Below are 19,024 nucleotides of genomic sequence, written 5' to 3' on the forward strand. Positions count from 1 at the left end.
AGGAACTTTCCTTAGTGCTGCTTTTATTTCTCATGTTAAGCTGTTTGCTTTTGCATCTTATGCCCTGTTTTTCCAAAAAGGTTTTTAATATATGGGGCCGCATAGCGGTCAACACCCCAGTAGCAAGCACCGCTTCCTGCGAATAGCAGAATGATTGCAACAGTATAAAGCAATGGGTTTGTGCTCGTTGTACCAGCTAATAAGAAGTTAAGGTTCATAAATGCTGCGGCAATTAGGGCCGGTATAGTTGCTGCTCCAAGAATTAGACCGATTCCAACTAGAAGTTCACCATAAGCTACTAAAGTGCTGAATAAATCTGCGTTTGGCAGAGCAAGTTTTTCTATAAATACTGCATACCAGCCTTGGACTGCAGGATGGTCACCGGTCGCTTTAGCGATGGCTCCCTTCATAAATCCACTTGCATCAAAACCACCTGTTACTTTGCCCCATCCGGCTTGAATCCACTGAACACCAAGCCATATTCTTATTACAGTCCAGACAATTGCCGCTTGCGGAGTTTTCCACCATTTCATAATAATCCTCTCCTATTAGATATTTTTATTTGTGAAATACTTCACATGATTTTGCAAAAAAAATTTTAGTGTATCTTATAATTGCTACCGGTTTTTATTGTTGCTACACTTTGTGAAGTTTGTGAAGTGTTTCACTTTCTTTCTACACTTTTAATATACCTCCTTAACAATCAAAAGCCAAGAGAGTTCACTAATTTTTCACAAAAATAAATTATTATTTGAATAACTTGTGAACGAGTGCTTATTGTGGTCTAAGAAGCAGTCATGGCAAGCATTTCGGAGGAGGAACGCGGAAAACGAGCTCCATGAAGCGGTCATGGCACTTATGACAAACATATTTAAAATAAAAAACTACCCAGTAAGTCATAAGATAATGACTTACTGGATAGCCCATGCTAAACGCTTGCTTATTTTCTTGCCTTTGTATGCAGCTGATAGTAAAAGCCTTTTTGGCGAAGTAATGACTCATGTGCTCCTTCTTCAATTAATCTTCCTTCATCGAGAACAAAGATGCGATCAGCGTTTTGAATTGTGTTTAAACGGTGAGCTATAACGAAGCTTGTTCTTCCCTTCATTAATTCCTGAAGGGCTGCTTGAATTTTTAATTCGGTTACCGTGTCAATGCTACTTGTCGCTTCATCTAATATGAGGATGGTTGGGTTAGCTAAAAATGCCCTCGCGATCGACAATAGCTGCTTTTGACCCTGGCTAATGCCATTACCGTCTTGATTTAATACTGTATTGTACTGATCAGGCAGCTTCATAATAAATGAATGGGCGTTCGCCATTTTTGCGGCTTCGATCACTTCCTCATCAGTCGCTTCTAGTCTTCCGTACCGAATGTTTTCCAGGACGCTCCCTTGAAATAGAAAGGAATCCTGTAATACATAGCCCAGAGCTTTACGCAAACTTTCTTTTTTAATAGTGGAAATAGGATGACCATCGATTAAAATGCCACCACTATCTACCTCGTAAAACCGAGATAATAGGTTAATCATCGTTGTCTTTCCAGCCCCAGTTGGTCCGACGAAAGCAGCTGTTTCACCAGGGAAAACGTGAAGACTTATATTTTCCACTGTGCTATCCTCCTTCTCATAAGAAAAGGAAACGTTCCGAAACTCTACTTCTCCCTTCACATCGGAGATTTCTTGATGGCCTTCATTTTGAAATTCATCCTTCTCATCAAGGACTTCAAATACTCTTTCTGCTCCGGCAATAGCTGATAGAAGCGTATTAAACTGGTTCGCCAAATCATTTAATGGGCGTGTAAACTGCCGCGCGTATTCAGTAAATATGACGATTGCTCCGATTGAAATAGCTCCATTTAACGCAAATATTCCTCCTACACCAGCGATGATCGTGAAGCTAAAGTTATTAAGGAAATTCATAAGCTTCGGAATAAAACCAGAATACGTTTGCGCCCAAAATCCGGCACTTCTTAACCTCTCGCCTTTCTCCAAAAATTCTGCAGTAACTTTCTTCTCCTGTGAGAAGGTTTTTATAATTCTTTGCCCCGAAATCGTCTCTTCAATAAAGCCATTCAATTCGCCAAGGTTTCTCTGCTGCTCTTTAAACAGCACACCCGTCCTTTTCGTGATCCATTTCATTCCGATAAACATGAGGGGTATAATGATCAAAGTCAACAATGTTAAAAGCGGGCTAAGCCACAGCATGACTGAAACCGTCCCAACAAGCGTTAATAAACTTGAAAAAATTTGAATGACTGAGCTATTCAAAGTCGAGCTGACATTTTCAATATCGTTCGTAACTCTGCTCATTAGTTCCCCATGCTGACGTTTATCAAAAAAGGGAATCGGCAGCTTATGCAAGTGTTGAAATAGCTTTATCCGCATTGCATAGACCGTATTTTGTGCGATGCCAATCATCCAGTAATTTTGAAACCAGAGAGAGAGTGAATAGGCAGCATAAATTCCCGCTAGACCAAATAAAAGTGTCATTAGGCCTTCACTGTTTTTCATAACAATATATTTATCAATAGACATTCCGACTAAGTACGGTCCAAGCAATCCTAAAAATGAACTAATAAGAACCATTAAAAGAACGAGAAATAATAACCCTTTATTATAGGAAAGAAATTGCCAAATCCTTTTTAAGGTTTGCTTAGAATTCTTGGTTTTTGCTTTTTGTTTCACATTTACTTGTTTTTCCCCATTCTGGACGAGATTCTTCTTATATTGAAACGGTCTTTTTAGCTCATTAAGCATAATTCCTGCTCCCCTCCCTTTGTTGGGATCGGAAAATTTCTCTATAAAGATCGGATTTTTCCAGTAAAATCTCGTGAGTTCCTTCAGCTAAAAGCTTTCCATCTTCAAGGAGAAGAATTCGGTCTGCCTCTATAGCTGTTGTGATTTTTTGTGTAATAATGAGGGTCGTACAAGTGTATGCCTTTAAAGCATCTAGCAATTTGGCCTCTGTTTTCATATCTAATGCACTTGTACTGTCATCAAGCAAGAGTATTTTGGGCTTTCTAATAAGTGCTCTTGCAATGGAAAGTCTCTGCTTCTGCCCACCTGAAAGGTTAACACCCTTTTGTCCTAGCTTTGTTTCAAACTTATTTGGAAAGGATAGAATCGTTTCGTAGATTTGCGCATTTTTCACTGCTTCAATAATTTCCTCCATTGATGCGTTTTCTTTGCCCCACGCTAAATTTTCTTTCACTGTTCCAGTAAACAATAAAGCTTCCTGTGGCACGAAGCCAATTTGCTTTCTTAAGTTTTCCATTTTCATTTCACGAACATCTATACCATCAATGAAAACTTGCCCCTCACTCACATCATACAATCGCGGGATGAGCTGGAATAGAGAGGTTTTTCCTGAACCTGTTGCCCCTAATATAGCAACCGTTTCCCCTGAGCTGACTGTGAAGCTAATATTATTAAGTGCTGGTGATTCTGTATTCGGATACTGGAAGGAAACATTCTTGAATTCAACCCTTCCCTCTCTTACAGTAAGCTTCGAATCTGCTTCCGCTTGATCAGTAAGATCAACCGTTGCATCGAATACCTCGACAATCCGATTAGAAGAAGCGCGTGCACGGGAAAAGGCCATAATGATAAAGGAAAAAATCGAGAAAGCCCCCGTAATTCTCGTTGCGTAGTTGACAATGGCGACAACTTCCCCAACTTTTACTCCACCGCTATTCACCTGAATACTTCCAAACCAAAGGACACCTAGTATGGAAAGGTTCATTATAATTAACAGAACAGGCATCGTTACTTCCATTATTCTTAACGCCTTTACTGTATGCTCCTTTAAGTCCTCATTGACAGCGGTGAAACGTTTGACTTCATGGTTTCTCCGAATAAACGCCTTTATGAGCCGGATTCCTGTCAACGTTTCCCGCATAACTCCATTCACTGAGTCCAATTTTTCTTGTACTATTTTGAAAAGAGCTCCCCCAATGCTCATAATCCATTTGAGAAAAACAAATAAAAATGGAACGACGATGGATAATATGAGCGCCAGCTTCACATTAACAACGTAAGCCATAACAAGTCCGCCGATTATCAATAATGGGGCTCGAAGCATAATTCGCAAGCTCATAAATAATGTATTTTGAAGCTGCGTAATATCATTTGTCATCCTTGTAATTAGCGATGACGCCGGAAATAAATTAAAATTTGCAAAAGAAAAGGATTGGACCTTTTCAAATAGGCTTTTGCGGATATCATAGCCAAAGCTTTGGCTTGCATGGGCAGAGTAAAAGGAGTTGAGCAGACCTGCCGCAAAAGAAATGAGAGAGAAGCCAAGCATGATGCTCCCCCACTTCATGACAATCGCCAAATCTTTTTTTAATATCCCGTCGTCAATTATTTTTGCCATGAAAAGCGGCTGCACAAGTTCGACAGCAAGCTCAATAAACGTAAATAATAGCGCAATCGCCACAGCTATTCGATATGGTTTTAAAAAGCCTAATACCTTTAACATTTTTCGTCCTCCAAAGCTGTTTCGTGTTGATGAATACTTCGAATCCCTAAATAAATGAGTATTAATCTTATCATATCTCTTTTTACGGAATATTGAAATAATAAATACTTTGGGAGATGAAAACTAATTTTTTGTCCCTAAAAGTAAGCTTGTGGAAGTTAAGGCACCTTGATATGATGCAAGTAAGTATATGGAAATAAGGAGGGAATCAATTTGAAGCCGCCTGAGAAAGATCATATCTATACACTAAATGAATTTTTTCAGTTCGTTGGGGAAAAACGCATGGAATTATATGAAGGTCGGCCTATGTCTCCAGAAGCATTTGAGCATGAAGGGGTCATTGCTAAATTAATTGGCGAATTTCCCCTTGCTTTAAGAGGTAGTGATTGTTTAGTATTTGGAAGCAATCTCCAAGTCAACTTCCCATTTCAAAACGAAAAAACAAGAAAAGAAAACGTTTCTGTTTTACCAGGTATCACTGTCGTATGTGATAAAAGCAATCAACCATCTTCCCTGAAGTCAAATTTTCTACAAAAGATACTTTTTCCTTTTTGAATGATGATTTTGAAGAATAAGCTAATCGAAAAGCGGAAGCGCCTTGGTCACCCCCGACAAGCACAAGACAAGCCGAACTGAAAGGTTTTCTTTACCTTTCTGGGCGGATTGGCTTGTGACCTCGAGGTCGGCAAAAGCGCGACGTCCTGTCGCATTGCCGACACTAGTACGTCCTGTACGTCGGGGGTAGGCGCTGGAGCTAGACAAAACAGATGTCACCATTACGATGACATCTGTTTTGGTATTAGAGTAGATCTCTTCTCAATTCTTCCGGAGACTTCGGTGACAGGTAAACTGGAGCTACTTCAAAAACAGATTTCGCCCCAGCTTGACCTTCTTTATTTAGGCGGTATGCAGCGCGTGCATAGGCGACTAAAACGCTTGATGTAAATTCTGGATTACTGTCAAGAGTAAGTGAGAATTCAATAATTTGTTTGTTATTTTCTCCTGTTTGTCCGCCACGGATGACGAATCCTCCATGTGGAAGTTTGGAGTGATTTACCTGTAATTCTTCTTCAGAAACAAAGTGAACCTCTGTAATATAATCCGCAAAGTAATTTGGCATGGTTTTAATCGTTTCTTCGATTTTCGCTTGATCATAGCCTTCTTCAGCCACTACATAACAAACGCGCAAATGCTTTTCTGCCGTTGAAAGTGTAGGATTTACTCCGCTTCTTACCTTTTCTACAGCCTCATCGATTGGCACTGTGTATTGTACAGCCCCTTTAACTCCTTCGACTCTGCGAACGGCATCTGAATGACCTTGGCTGACGCCTTTTCCCCAGAAAGTATAATTTTCACCAGCTGGTAAAATAGCCTCTGCCATTAAGCGATTAATTGAGAATAACCCCGGGTCCCAGCCGACAGAAATGATGCTCGTTTTTCCGCTCTCTTTGGCAGCTTGATCAACTGCGGCGAAATAATCGGGAATTTTTGCGTGAGTATCGTAGCTATCAACTGTATTAAACATTTTCGCAAACTGTGGACCTTGTTCAGGCAAGTCAGTTGCCGAACCGCCACATAAAATCATCACATCAATTTGATCTTTGTAGTTTTCAGCCTCGGAAATATGTAAAACCTTTACATTTTTATCGTTAACTGCAATGCCTTCAGGCGACCTTCTTGTAAAAATGCTGACCAATTCCATGTCTGGACATTTCTTGATTCCTTCTAACACTCCACGTCCAAGATTTCCATAACCAACAATACCCACTTTAATTTGATTGCTCATAGTAAATCCCTCCAAAGCTGAAAAATTGATAATTCTTTTATTTTTTCATATTACCTTTTTTTAGTGACACATACAATCAGAAAACCTTGTAATTGAAAAGTATAGCAGTATTTCATAATGAAAGGTAAATAGAGGAAATAAATGAAGTATAATTGAATATACAGCCAATAAGAAATTTTTCGAAGGAGCCTAACATGAAAATCAAAAAATCCTTGCTTTACGTTGGTTTGGTTATCGTCATATTGAGCTTCGTAGGCAACTATTTTGTTTTTACTATGAGTCAATTAAAGAAGCCGATCATGTTAAAGCATTATTACAATTCCGCTGTTTTACCAGGTTCCATTTTAGAGTTGCATTATATTGCGAATCGCAGCAATGATATTGATATTCAATGGATCATCATTCCCGGAATTGAAAATGAATTTTATTCCCCTCTGTACGGGACTTCATACGGTCAACCCTATAAACATTATCAGCTAAAAACCTTTCATATTGAAATTAATGAGCACTTTTCGGATGATATGAACGCGGGGGCATTGAGCTTTGACCAGGTAACTGCTCATCTTTCAAACGGAGAAAAAATGATTATGCCAATCGGTGAAATTACTTTATTCAATCAAAATGATATGACCTTAGAAAGGCAGTCCTCAGGAGGTTCGAGTGATAACACCGGCTTCCAAATATTTAAAACAGATAAAGATATTGAAATAACCGGGGTGGATTTACCATTTGCTAATGATTTAAAATCGGCTCTGACTTTAAAGGTTAATAGCAATCAAGTAGAACTAGAGCGGAATGTAAATGCGCCTGTTCCAGAAATAATCCAAAATGGAAAATTGATCACTTCTGATGTGTTTCCACTAGCTCTAAAAAAAGATGAGCTATTATCGGTAACCCATAAATTTTTATTTAATCAAGATGATCTGCTCAGATTTAACTACTATCAAATGGACGGAAAATTGCATGGAAACGAGCAAAACGGACAGAAGTTTACAGATTTTTTCTCTCTTTCTTATCGCCCGAGCTTTGAAGTAAAGGATTTGCGCGCCATAATTAAGGAGGGGGAGTAAAAAATGAATAAAAAAGCCACTTCCATTAACAAGATTTTTTGGGGATTGATAATAGTCCTTGTTGATATTAATATTGTTTATTTTGATATTCTTCCAGATTTTATTGGTTATATAATTATTGCATCTGGTTTAAGCCATTTACAAACGTACTCTCCTTATTTTTCAAAGGCCAAAATATTTTCTATTATTTTGACCGTTTTTTCTTTAGTAACTATTTTTCAAGGCCCAAGTATTCCATTAGAAGAATTCCAGCCGTCAAAAAAAATATTTTTGATAATAGTTTTTTCAACAATCCTAGGACTGCTTCATTTAGCGCTTATTTATTTCATTGTCCGCGGACTGATCGAGATGGCAGAACAAGAGGGCTTTATCCGGCTTTCCGAAATGGCACAAAAACGATTATACATTTATATCATTGGGACGCTCGTTCCAATGGCAGCTTATCCATTTGTTCTGAATGTCGATGATTCTGAAGCATTTTTTATTTTTGTAATTAGTATCGTGATTACGGTTATTATTGAGATCACCATACTCGTTTTGATTAGGGTATTTAAAAACAGGTTTCAAGTAATTGATCAATAAGTATGAACGCTTCATGAAGCGTTCATACTTACCGTTCTTGATAGTTTACTTGGAAAACGTGATTCATGAAACGTTCATGGTGAACGTTTGGGATACTTCCCTCGAAAAACACGTTCCATGAAACGTTCATGGTGACCGTTCGAGAGACTTCCCGCGAAAAACACGATTCATGACGGCCGTCTATTATCCTATTAGTCGTTGGATCACTTCTTTTGTTATTTTTGGTACGATCTCGGTTGAATATTGGATTTCCATTCGTTCATATTTTTTATGACCGTCGTAGCCGTATGGACCGATATTGATGGCGGGAACGTTAATTTCACGAATATCTTCAAAATTGACGTAATGTTTTGTGCCCCATCCAGGGTTATTCTCCATGACTGCTCGAATTTCTTCCGCATCATCACTTAATGCTACAAAGCTCATATCACAAATATATGGGAAGAAGTTTTTGGTGACAATCGGATGAGCATACTCCGGTTGAACTGCTTCAACCGCCTGATCTAAAGCTTCTAATAGATTTACTTCTCGCTGATCCTTGCCTGTTAAATCGAGAGCAGGTGAATATAAGGATGAATAAAATAGAATAATAGCCGGTCTCTTATCCGTCATCCATTTCCACTCTTCCTCAACCACTCTTGCTGCAAACATTCTCGTATCTATCGTTTTATCTAAGAGTAATTCCGCTTTAAAATCTTCCATATGTTTAATAAACTTTTCTCCATGCTCTTGTTCAAGCATGACTCTCATATCTTCGTAAAGCAGCACTCTCTTTTTCCAAGGCAATTTCTGACTTGGCTGATTGCATTTTTGATTAAATCTTTCATAACCCTCATTTAAAGTAGATATGGCATTTTCAAAGGCGATTTCAGCCTGTTCGGAAAGCTTGTTCAAAACGTCTCTTGGAGACCATGAATGAACAAAGAAATTGAAATAGACGTAAGCCGACAAAGCTGTTTGCACCGTATAATTTGGCTTTAAATCCATTTGCTTTAAGGAAACAGGCGGAGCTGGTGTTTCTCCTAGAAAACTATCACATAAATCTGGGTTATAACTTATTTGTCTTGTTAATTCGGCTGCAAGATAGTTTGGATCTAATCCTTCGAAGGCAGAGCCAACATGTGTTTCCGCACCTGTTATAAAAAAAGAAGGAAGAAGCTTGCCAACCGTTCCCTTATAAATATAGCGATTTTCATCCCCATCATATAATGGTGTAACAAAGTCTGAATTAATAAGGCCAATATAATCAAAGCTATGTTCATGCTTCCACTTTTTCAAATCTTTGAGACAAGACAGAACACCATGTGAGCCATCTTCTTCATCACATTCAGCGATAAAAACTAAATTTCCTGATAGCTCTTCTGGATGCTCGGAGTAGTATTTTAATAAATAAAGATTGCTAGCTACCCCGCTTTTCATATCAAGAACCCCACGCCCAAAATACCAATCGCCGGAATGAAGCTGCTTTTCAACAAGTTCAGGCAAAGATTCTTCTTTTAGCTTTTCCATCAATTCAACTGGAGAGCACGCAACGTCCTTTAAATGGGTAAAATCATCGATTCCAACCGTATCGAAATGCCCCATTAAAATTACGGTTTTATGATTATCAATGTCCTTCGTTCCCTTTACAAAGGCTAAAACATTGTATCTTTCGGTTTCATCATCTACTGTCTGTGATTGAATTAACTGGTTTGGGTATTCTTTAAAATATGGAAAGCTTAAGATGATATTGTATACTTTATTAGCAATATCAATTTCCCCTCTTGTATTCACAATACTTTCAACCCGTACTAACTCATCGGTAAATTGTAATACTTCATTTTTAGTGGAGATCATTAGATCTTGCATCCTTTCTAATTAAAATACAAAACTCCAGCCCGGTAATCAGTAGCGTTATCTGATGCCCAGGGAAAGGGATATTACTCCTAAGCGGTTATCAGATATTCCTTTTGAACTCCGCTTCCATAAAAAAAGCCCACAAAAAGAGTATACACTAAATTCTAAATTGACAGAATTGGTATAAACTTAAAAATCCCACCAAAATATAGTGAAACCTATATTCGGTGGATTTTTGAATAAAGTTAATTTTCCCCTATTCTGCTTCAGTCAAGCTCTTTGCTGCTTCGTAAAGGATTTGTACACCTTCTGCTAAATGGCGGGAATCTGACCATTCCTCCGGACAATGGCTTAGTCCACTTTTACTAGGAACGAAGATCATTCCGACATCTGTGACATCTGAAAAGACCATTGCATCATGGCCCGCACCGCTGTTAATAGAGCAATACGAAATCCCTAACTCTTCGCTCTTTTGTTTAAAAAGGGATCGTATATTTTTGCTTAGTGCTTTTGGCTGAATGTAAAGCTGCTTTTTAATGGACGTTTGAATGCCATCTACATGATAGGATTGAATTAATTCCTGGACTTTTTCTAGAACATTTTGAACATGTTCTTCTTTTCCCGATCTAATGTCGATTGTGAAAACTGTTTTTTTCGGGATGACATTGGCACCATTTGGATATACATGGAGGCGCCCAGTTGTAATAACCGTATCCACCCCTTCTTCTAAGGCAAGTTCAGGTAACTGTGCAATGATTTTTGCAGCTGTCACTAAGGAGTCCGATCTGCGATTCATTGGGGTCGTTCCTGCATGTCCTGCTTGACCTTTGATCGTAACCTCCAGTTGTGTCAATCCAACAATAGCTTCTACCACTCCAATAGGTATGTTTGCTTCCTCGAGTATCGGGCCTTGCTCAATATGCAATTCCAAGAAAGCCTTCATTGTTTTTGGATCTCTTTGCTTGTCCAAAGAAGAATCAAGACCTATTTGGGACATCGCTTCGACCGTTGAAATCCCATCATTGTCTTTAAGATTCATGAAGTCTTTTTCACACAATGTACCGATGATTCCTCTTGAACCCATTAGTCCGCCTCCAAAACGAGAGCCTTCTTCTTCAATCATGGCAATGACTTCTAATGGGTACTTTGGTTTTAAGTTATTTTCTTGAAAAAGGGCTGCCACCTCTAATCCCGCAACTACTCCAGCAGTCCCGTCATAAGCCCCGCCGTTAGGAACAGAATCAAAATGAGAGCCGACTATTACGCTTGGCGCGTCAGCCATACTGCCTTCTAGCTTTCCAAAAATATTACCTAAACCATCTTCACGAACCTCTAGCCCATAATCCTTCATGATTTCCTTAATATAGTTGCGTGCTTGCAAATCTTCCGCACTGTAAGTAAGACGAGTTACCCCTCTGCCGGGTGATGCTGTAAATTTACATAATGCGAGAATATGATCTTCTATTCTTTGTTGAGACTTGTTCATATAAACCCCTCCGATATAAGAAATGAAAGATAAGCGGGCAGACATCCCTGAAAATATTAAGCCCAAGGAAATCGTACCCGCTGTATATGCCTATCCTATTAAACTATTTCAAGAAACCAACGAAAATTCCTGCTAAAACTACCGACACCATCGTAACTGTAATGAAACCTCCAACGAGCATTTGGGGAAGCATATGGTTTGAATGAGGGCTGGTGCTTTTTATTTTTCACTACAAATTTTTCAGAATATTTATTATAATTATTTGAGGTATGTATATTTTTCCACATTTCTAATTCAGAATAGAAATAAGAACAATCCCTATTTCAAAAAACTGGGGGGATATAAAATACATGAAAATAAACGAAATAACTAATAAGAATACCCTGCTGATGATTGGAATCATTTTTGTTGCTTTCACATTAAGACCGGCGATTACTTCAATTGGCCCATTAACTGGGCACATTAAGGAAGATATGGGGATTACCAATGGTTTGGCCGGATTACTTACGACACTTCCCCTATTAGCTTTTGGGCTTCTTTCCCCTTTTGTTCCAAAGTTTGCTCAAAAATTTGGGAATGAGTTAAGTGTTATGGTCGGATTAATAGTTCTTGGGTCAGGTATTATTATTCGGTCAATTGATACAATAACCCTTCTGTTTTCGGGAACGATCTTTATTGGGTTTGGCATAGCTATTTGTAATGTACTACTGCCCGGGGTCGTTAAACAGTCCTTTCCAAAAAAGGTTGGGCTCGTTACAGGGGTCTATACGCTTTCTATGGCTATATTCGCTGGATTAGGGCCAGGTCTAAGCATTCCATTAGCTGAATCATTAGGCTTGGGATGGCAATTATCATTAGGAACGTGGATCATTCTTATCATCATGGCTGTTGCTTTTTGGCTGCCTCAACTTAGACAAAAAAGCATTCCTAAATCATGCCTCATTCAAAAACAATCTAACTCTCCTATATGGTCATCATCTATTGCCTGGCAAGTCACCCTTTTCATGGGTTTACAATCGATGGTTTACTTCAGTATTACTTCGTGGGCACCGGAAATTTTGTTATCCCGTGGATTTGAATTAGCCGTTTCCGGCTGGATGATTACTTTATTCCAATTTTCCGGACTGCCTGCTAATATAATTATCCCCATTCTTGCGGATAAGCTTCCGAATCAAAAAGGAATAGCGTTAGGGATTGGACTCGTAGGTTTAATGGGATTAAGCGGGTTAATTTTCTCTGCAAATAAAGGGTTGCTGACTATTTGCATGGCCCTGCTTGGCATATCACTTGGATCTGCCATTAGTCACGGACTTACGCTTATTAGCCTGCGTGCTGCCAATGCAGAGCAAGCTGCTAACTTATCCGGAATGGCACAATCTATAGGGTATTTATTGGCTGCATTAGGTCCTTTAATGGTTGGACTCCTCTTCGATTTATTTCATACTTGGACCATTCCATTAATCTTTCTTGTAGTCATCACATTAATTTTTACGGTTGCAGGAATTGGTGCCGGACGAAATTTATATGTATTACAGGAAAAACATGAAACCCTTTCAACGTAAGAACACTACAGTTTATCTCATATGATTGTGAGAAGGAATTCTTCTATTAATCTAGAATTTAACTAATAGAAATGAGGGAGAAAAGTTTGAATAAAAGAGTGCTAGTTTTAGGTGGAACACAATTTTTCGGAAAGAAATTAGTGAAAAAGCTTATAGCGAATGGAGAGATTGTTACTATTGCAACTAGAGGAATGTCTCCCGATCCATTCGGGGAGCATGTTGAAAGGCTGATTATTGATAGGCGTGATAAGGAATCTATTGATTCAGCTTTTACCAATCGAGAATGGGATATTGTTTACGACCAAACGTGTCAATCCCCGCTTGAAGCACAATTTACTCTGGACGCATTAACGGGCAAGGCAAAAAGATATATTTTCACATCCACACAAGCTGTATATGAGTTTGGTGTTAATCATGTGGAGGAGAATTTTAATCCATATGAGTTTACTTATGAAGTAAAGCCACGGGAGCAATATAGCGGATATGAAGGATACCAAGAAGCAAAGCGTGCAGCCGAAGCTGTATTATTCTCGCAAAAAGAATTAGAGGTCGCTGCCGTCCGTTTTCCAATAGTTATTGGCAAGGATGATTTTACGAATAGATTAAAATTCCATGTAGAAAAAATAATCGAAAAAGAACCCATTGGCATTACAAATCTTGAAGCCAGATTTAGTTTTATTTTATCAGACGATGCAGCAAGCTTTTTATACGAACTAGGTGCGTCCTCTTTCACTGGTACGATTAATCCAGGCTGTAAGAAAGATATATCTTTAAGGGCATTACTGGATAAGATTGAAGAACATACTGGGACTAAAGCAAAAATCACAGATGTTTTAACAAAGGAAAATGCTTCACCTTACTCGATTGGAGACTCGTGGTCCACCAATACAAATAAAGCAGAGAAGCTTGGCTTTACTTTTGCAGATTTAGATGAAACATTAGGTCATTTAATTGACTATTACACAACTGAAATATCGCAGAATGCCTAGTAAAAGAGCAGGAGCGTTCCTCTTCATAAAGGAACAGCAGCCTGCTCTTTTCATTTACCTCACCGGAACGTGTGACTTCTTACTTTATGCAAGTGCGACAACCTTACAGGGAATGAATAATTTCCCCCGCCACTTTAGCTCCATTTTCAATACAATCAGGAATTCCCACACCGTAATACGAGCAGCCTGCAAGCATGATTCCAGGATAGGAAGCCACAAATTTTTTCTCTAATTCCTCAACTGAGTGTGGATGGGAAATTAAATAGTTCGGCATGCTGTCTGTCCATTTTGTGATCTCTTTTGAAATTGGATCGGCTGTAATTCCTAGGCTTTTTCCAATATCAGTGAGGGCAACTTGGAGTAACTCTTCTTCGTTCATTTTTGATAATTCACCGAATGAAGGAAGGCTGCTTTTATAAAATAGTCTAACAAGCAAGTTTTTCGATGCAGATGTGTGCTCCCACTTCCGGCTAGTCCAAGTGCATGCATTACATAATATATTCTTCGAATCTGCTGTAATAAAGCCTGTTCCATCTTCCGGTAGCACGCTGTTTGGCAAATCGAAGCCTACATAGATACTAATTAAGGAGCTGTTTTTCAATTGAGAAAAGCCTTTTCCCAACTCTTGATCGATGAATAATTTCTCCGCTTCTGTATTCGGGATACTCATTACAATAAAATCGGCTTCAATGATCTCCCGATTTTGAAATGTAACTTGATATCGCTCTTCAACCTTTTCGATTTTGCTTACCATCGTATTTTTTAAAATCTCAGCATTTTCGAGCTTTTCTTCATAAGCATCGATGAGCTTGCCTAATCCGCTTCGGAAGGAAATAAATTTCTTCCCGCTTCCACTTTGAAATTTCTTCTTATTGGCTTCAAAGCCTTTAATGATGCTGCCGTATTCCTTCTTATAATCTAATAAATATGGAAGAGTCGAAGCAATTGTTAAATCACTTAATTGACCTGAATACACACCTGAAAGAACTGGAGCAATTTGTTTTTCAACCAGTTCCTTCCCAAAGAAGTATTCGAGAAAATCGCCAATGGAATCGTTCTTCGTGAAGGAATCATTCTTTGTGTAAAAATCCTTCAATGCTTCTACTTTCCCTTCAGCCGAAATGAGTGTTGTTTTTGCAAGGGATTCAATACTTGTTGGAATGCCAAACACTGCATCAGCAGGAATTTGTTTTAAACCCCCCTCAGTATAAATAAATGAGCGGCCCGCGGCATTATAGACGACTTCATCGTCTAAACCAAGCTCTTCAATAAATGACATCGCATTTGCTTTTCTTGCAACGATCGAGTCAGCTCCTGCCTCCATGACGAAACCGCCTTCTTTTACTGTGCGAATTTTTCCGCCCAGTTCAGAGGAGGCTTCCGCAAGAATCAATCTTACATTTGATTGATTTGTCTTTTTCCATTTATGTAATTCGAACATCGCGGACAATCCAGTGATTCCTCCACCAATGACTAAGACTGTTTTCAAATCCTACACCCCTGTTATTAGTTCCTTATCTCACTTAAAGTGTACCATACTTTAACTTTCTACCCCTGTGAACATCCTTAACAATTTTGTGACTGTTTGTCCCCAATGCTGCATACAGTTTTATTAAGTGAAACTTCATTCAGTGGGGGGCTTTTTCCCGCACAGAATGTTAGTTGAACTTATCACGCTCAGAGCGCCACGTCCTCCCAAAAGCTATGCTTTTGGTCGTGCGATGTATCGCTACCGCAGTGTTCCTTGTCCTGTGGCTTTCGCCTGACTAGGACATCCTGTCTGTCGTCGGGCCTTTACGGGCTGTTAGATCGCCCAATTAGAAATTTGAGTTTTGCGGAATTTTTAAAGCGAGAATCTTACAGCCCGTTAATCTGCGAGAAAGGAGGGGTTAGTCATTAAAATATCATTGTCTACGGACCAATTAATTCGATATGCTGTAGCTTACGTGTTTATTGTAGCTGGAATGATTAAATTTATTAATCCCGATATGGGGACCTATTTTGCCAATTTAGGATTACCTTATCCCATTCAGGTCATGTATATCATTGCTGTTGTGGAATTGATTTGTGGGGTTTTTATTTTATTGAATAGAAGTGTAAGCAATGCGGCAATTCCTTTAATTGGCATCATGGTCGTCGCCATTATGTTAACGAAAATTCCAACCTTGCATTCCGGCTTTATTCAATTTGCGGCCAATGCTCGGTTGGATATTGTTATGCTTGTTTTGTTGTTTATTTTATATAAGCTGCCTTCAAGAAGATAGGTCCTTTAAAGTATAAAAAACCCTTATCTTAATAATTTCCTTAGTTTTTTATTATTCCTTCTTTAGAAACTTTTCCAATAAAAAATCCGGAGCATTCCTAAATAAACGCGCTAGATTGCAGAAGATGTTAGTTTAAATCTTATTAAAAATAAGTACCCGTCGAATAAGACTTTACTAGAAAAGTACAATCATTATCATTGAAATTATTTTACTTCAATTTGTATTAAATTAGTATCCATTTTCAATCGTTCTCTTAGCTCTTCTGTAATATTAAAAGAGAACTGACCAGCTTTTATATCTGCTAATTGATAACCTTGTGCTGTATTAACAGTGCCGTCAGTTCCTATTGGCATCCAATTTTTTGTATCGATATTTAACAAATGGTCAATATAGTTTCCACTAATTTTTCCTTTGTCTAACCATTCGGCTGGTAAAAAATCGTACCCCAAGACCTCTTCAGATAATAAAATTTCAATATCCCCTGATGAAATAGTTACTTGTCCGTTTTTAGGAATAGATTCCCCATTAACCCGTAACCCATATAAAATCTGATCTTGGGAAAACTCCAACATTTCTACATCTGATAAATTATCTATCACTTGCTTAATAGTCGTCACTAAATACTGATTTCGTTCATTTAGAAATTGATTTTGTGTTTGCAACGATTCTATTTCATTTGTATCAAACTCAACTTGATCTGCTAAAATCTTAGTTTTACCCTTTTCTTCGCTTTGCTCATCACTACACCCAACTAATGAGAATAGACTTAATGTAATTCCAGTAAATAATAATTTTTTCAGCATTTTTTTGCACCTCTCCTAATTTACGTACTCCCTCAAAAAGATACAATTTATCTCTCAAATACTCACCTCATGAGCAGCAATCAAATTCGCCCTTCATGTTTATATATCAAAACTCACACTAATTACCTTCCATTCATTGTTGTACGATTTAAAGGTCAAATTAAGGAATGTCGGAGGACTCACAGGCTCACCGTTTTCATCTTTGTAAAATTCCCTGATATGTACCAAATAAGTATCACTATCACTATCATATTGAAAACCCTGTATTACCCAATCATCCAATTGCTTACCATTAAAGGGGTATAACAGCCATTGATCATTGGCGTTATTGATTAAATATAAGGTATTGTCCTTTTCTTCGAGGAAAAGTTCGTCTGAAATCAGTGTTTTGATTTTTTCTTTATGACCCGATGTATGGAAGGATACAAAATCCTTTGATAAGTTACTAATGATACTAAACAATTCTTTTTCCTTTTCATTAGTTTCATTTTGTTTTTCAAGTTCTGTTATTCTTTGATTTAATTCTTTTTGTTTCTTTTCATTTTCATTTAGTCTTAAGGTTAACTCTTCTTTATCTTCCTTTAGCTGACTGACGACTTCTTCGGTATTTGCACAAGCTGTTACCAATGAAAAACTGCAAACAACCATCATAAGAAATTTCTTATTCATCTTTACCTCCCAGTACATATCTAGTTTTAAGTAACCATTACTGTGTATTTCGATCAAACTAAGTGAAATTCTTCTTCAACTATTGTTTATATTGCTTAAGTACAATCTTTCACAAATCCCCACAATATCATTACCATAAATATTCGATTTTTCTTTATACTCTTCCTCCGTTAAATGGCCCTAAAATAAAAAATTGCGCTTATCCTTGTTCAAAGAAAGCGCCCGATTATTGAAGATCGTTATTCAACTATAGCCCCTTTTACTTCAATAAAAAACTTTACTACGTTTATTAGTAACGCTTAACATTGTTGTTCTTGTTTTAGGAAAGTTTTTTTCATCTAAAATCCAAATACAAATAATCCATCACACTACTCAATAGTTTGAAACTCAATTGATTTCGCTTGGTACATTTTATCTCGATATTCATACTTGATTACAACGTTGCCAATAAAACCTGCTGGGGAAACCTGTGTTCCGATATTTGCAATGAGCTGATTATCTTTTACATAATAGTTAATGATACCACCGAATCCTACTTCATTATTTAAGTATTCTGGTTCCACTTCGAAATCCACAGTTACCTGTTTATCCGCTATACTAATTTTCGCTTCGTTAGGTAATAAAGTAGCTTTTACATTTTTGAACACGATAGCCATTGGATTATCGACAAGCACCTCACTAAAATTATTTTCTATATGATATACATGTACTTCTTGTTTTAACGTACCTGTACCATATCCAAGCGTTAAAATAATAATTAATTCTTCCGTCCCATTACCATCTATATCCTCAACAATAATTTGCGGTGCATAACTTGGATTTGTTACATTCATCCAGAACGGTTCTTTAAATGAAATATCCTTATAGTCAATTTTAAAATTATAATATAGACCATCCATCTCTTTTGCGTAAATAGTTACATCTTCTTCATTCGAACTTGCTACGACTTGGTAATCCTCTTCCTTCACTAATTCATTTTGTGGTTCATTCGTTCCGGATTTCTCCATATTAGGAATTTCTTGTTTTGAGGTTGTTTTATTATTATTCATACATCCTACCAATAAGAATAGTAAAACAAGCAATAACCATATCTTTTTCATGTAAAATTCCCCTTCACCACTTTTATATAAAAATTCATAGCCCTCGTTCAATAAAACTGCACCGATAGTTTAAATACATTTCTTCACAATCTCACACTTGAATTTCAACATAAATATCCAGATTTTTTTAAGGTTTTGTTCAATTATATGGCCATTTACATAAAGAAAGAGCGTAATTCTTGCTGTAGAATTACGCCCTTTAGTAGAACAAGCTATTATTACTAATTTTTGAGTTCTTTTCTTCTCATACCAAAGTTATTTACTGTTAAGATATATTATTATTTAACAGCTTCTTTTAATTCCTTGCCTGGCTTAAAAGCAGGAACCTTAGAAGCAGCAATATCTATTTCTTCACCGGTTTGTGGATTACGACCTTTTCTAGCTGAACGTTCGCGT

General features: G+C 37.7%; 17 protein-coding genes. 6 read left to right on the forward strand and 11 right to left on the reverse strand.

Features of this window, described 5'->3' with window-relative positions; genetic code table 11:
* Nucleotides 1-35 precede the first annotated feature (35 nt).
* From F7731_RS25215 to F7731_RS25225, 3 genes are all read right to left on the reverse strand, one after another.
* The gene (locus F7731_RS25215) at nt 36-533 is read right to left on the reverse strand and encodes a DoxX family protein (protein ID WP_151537533.1); all 498 of its coding nucleotides are present in this window, start codon (nt 531-533) and stop codon (nt 36-38) included.
* Between the two features lie 407 nt (nt 534-940).
* Nucleotides 941-2,758 carry an ABC transporter ATP-binding protein gene (locus F7731_RS25220; RefSeq protein WP_151537534.1) on the reverse strand — a complete coding sequence of 606 codons (1,818 nt, stop codon included), beginning with the start codon at nt 2,756-2,758 and terminating at the stop codon, nt 941-943.
* Nucleotides 2,751-4,481 (reverse strand): ABC transporter ATP-binding protein, encoded by a 1,731-nt coding sequence (locus F7731_RS25225; RefSeq protein ID WP_151537535.1) that lies wholly within the window; start codon nt 4,479-4,481, stop codon nt 2,751-2,753. Before F7731_RS25225 ends, F7731_RS25220 begins: the two co-directional genes overlap by 8 nt.
* 282 nt (nt 4,482-4,763) lie before the next feature.
* Between F7731_RS25225 and F7731_RS25230 the strand changes: the two genes are divergently transcribed.
* Complete coding sequence (locus tag F7731_RS25230; protein ID WP_151537536.1) at nt 4,764-5,036, forward strand: PDDEXK family nuclease; 273 nt, start codon at nt 4,764-4,766, stop codon at nt 5,034-5,036.
* Between the two features lie 244 nt (nt 5,037-5,280).
* Here F7731_RS25230 and F7731_RS25235 read toward each other — a convergent pair whose 3' ends face one another.
* Nucleotides 5,281-6,267 (reverse strand): diaminopimelate dehydrogenase, encoded by a 987-nt coding sequence (locus tag F7731_RS25235; RefSeq protein ID WP_151537537.1) that lies wholly within the window; start codon nt 6,265-6,267, stop codon nt 5,281-5,283.
* A gap of 194 nt (nt 6,268-6,461) precedes the next feature.
* Here F7731_RS25235 and F7731_RS25240 point away from each other — a divergent pair, with 194 nt between their 5' ends.
* Nucleotides 6,462-7,337 (forward strand): hypothetical protein, encoded by an 876-nt coding sequence (locus tag F7731_RS25240; protein WP_151537538.1) that lies wholly within the window; start codon nt 6,462-6,464, stop codon nt 7,335-7,337.
* A 3-nt stretch (nt 7,338-7,340) separates the two neighbouring features.
* Nucleotides 7,341-7,919 (forward strand): hypothetical protein, encoded by a 579-nt coding sequence (locus F7731_RS25245; RefSeq protein WP_151537539.1) that lies wholly within the window; start codon nt 7,341-7,343, stop codon nt 7,917-7,919.
* Nucleotides 7,920-8,102: 183 nt separating this feature from the next.
* Here the strand turns inward: F7731_RS25245 and F7731_RS25250 are convergent, their stop codons facing one another.
* Nucleotides 8,103-9,755 (reverse strand): M20/M25/M40 family metallo-hydrolase, encoded by a 1,653-nt coding sequence (locus F7731_RS25250; RefSeq protein ID WP_151537540.1) that lies wholly within the window; start codon nt 9,753-9,755, stop codon nt 8,103-8,105.
* A 256-nt stretch (nt 9,756-10,011) separates the two neighbouring features.
* Nucleotides 10,012-11,241, reverse strand: coding sequence for a Zn-dependent hydrolase (locus F7731_RS25255; protein WP_151537541.1), 1,230 nt, complete (start codon nt 11,239-11,241; stop codon nt 10,012-10,014).
* Between the two features lie 350 nt (nt 11,242-11,591).
* On the opposite strand from F7731_RS25255, the gene F7731_RS25260 reads away from it, so the two are divergent.
* Entirely contained in the window at nt 11,592-12,803 is a 1,212-nt protein-coding gene (locus F7731_RS25260) for a CynX/NimT family MFS transporter (RefSeq protein WP_246197448.1), read from the forward strand.
* A gap of 86 nt (nt 12,804-12,889) precedes the next feature.
* Nucleotides 12,890-13,792: an NAD-dependent epimerase/dehydratase family protein gene (locus F7731_RS25265; protein ID WP_170289802.1), complete on the forward strand. Its 903-nt coding sequence runs from the start codon at nt 12,890-12,892 to the stop codon at nt 13,790-13,792.
* Nucleotides 13,793-13,895: 103 nt separating this feature from the next.
* On the opposite strand, the gene hemG is transcribed toward F7731_RS25265, so the two are convergent.
* A complete protein-coding gene (hemG, locus tag F7731_RS25270) occupies nt 13,896-15,281 on the reverse strand; it encodes a protoporphyrinogen oxidase (RefSeq protein ID WP_151537543.1) in 1,386 nt (461 codons plus the stop codon).
* Nucleotides 15,282-15,699: 418 nt separating this feature from the next.
* On the opposite strand from hemG, the gene F7731_RS25275 reads away from it, so the two are divergent.
* Nucleotides 15,700-16,056, forward strand: a complete 357-nt coding sequence (locus tag F7731_RS25275) for a DoxX family protein (RefSeq protein ID WP_281352611.1) — start codon at nt 15,700-15,702, stop codon at nt 16,054-16,056.
* Between the two features lie 203 nt (nt 16,057-16,259).
* On the opposite strand, the gene F7731_RS25280 is transcribed toward F7731_RS25275, so the two are convergent.
* The 4 genes from F7731_RS25280 to F7731_RS25295 form a co-directional block, all read right to left on the reverse strand.
* On the reverse strand, nt 16,260-16,859 hold the full coding sequence (locus F7731_RS25280) for a hypothetical protein (RefSeq protein WP_151537545.1): 600 nt from the start codon (nt 16,857-16,859) through the stop codon (nt 16,260-16,262).
* Nucleotides 16,860-16,958: 99 nt separating this feature from the next.
* On the reverse strand, nt 16,959-17,528 hold the full coding sequence (locus F7731_RS25285) for a hypothetical protein (RefSeq protein ID WP_151537546.1): 570 nt from the start codon (nt 17,526-17,528) through the stop codon (nt 16,959-16,961).
* 368 nt (nt 17,529-17,896) lie between these two features.
* Nucleotides 17,897-18,628: a hypothetical protein gene (locus F7731_RS25290; protein ID WP_151537547.1), complete on the reverse strand. Its 732-nt coding sequence runs from the start codon at nt 18,626-18,628 to the stop codon at nt 17,897-17,899.
* A 278-nt stretch (nt 18,629-18,906) separates the two neighbouring features.
* Nucleotides 18,907-19,024, reverse strand: a 118-nt coding sequence (locus tag F7731_RS25295) for an HU family DNA-binding protein (protein ID WP_212031237.1), incomplete at its 5' end; no start/stop codon positions are given.

The sequence above is a fragment of the Cytobacillus depressus genome (assembly GCF_008923245.1).
In the GTDB taxonomy this organism is placed as follows: Bacteria; Bacillota; Bacilli; order Bacillales; family Cytobacillaceae; genus Cytobacillus; species Cytobacillus depressus.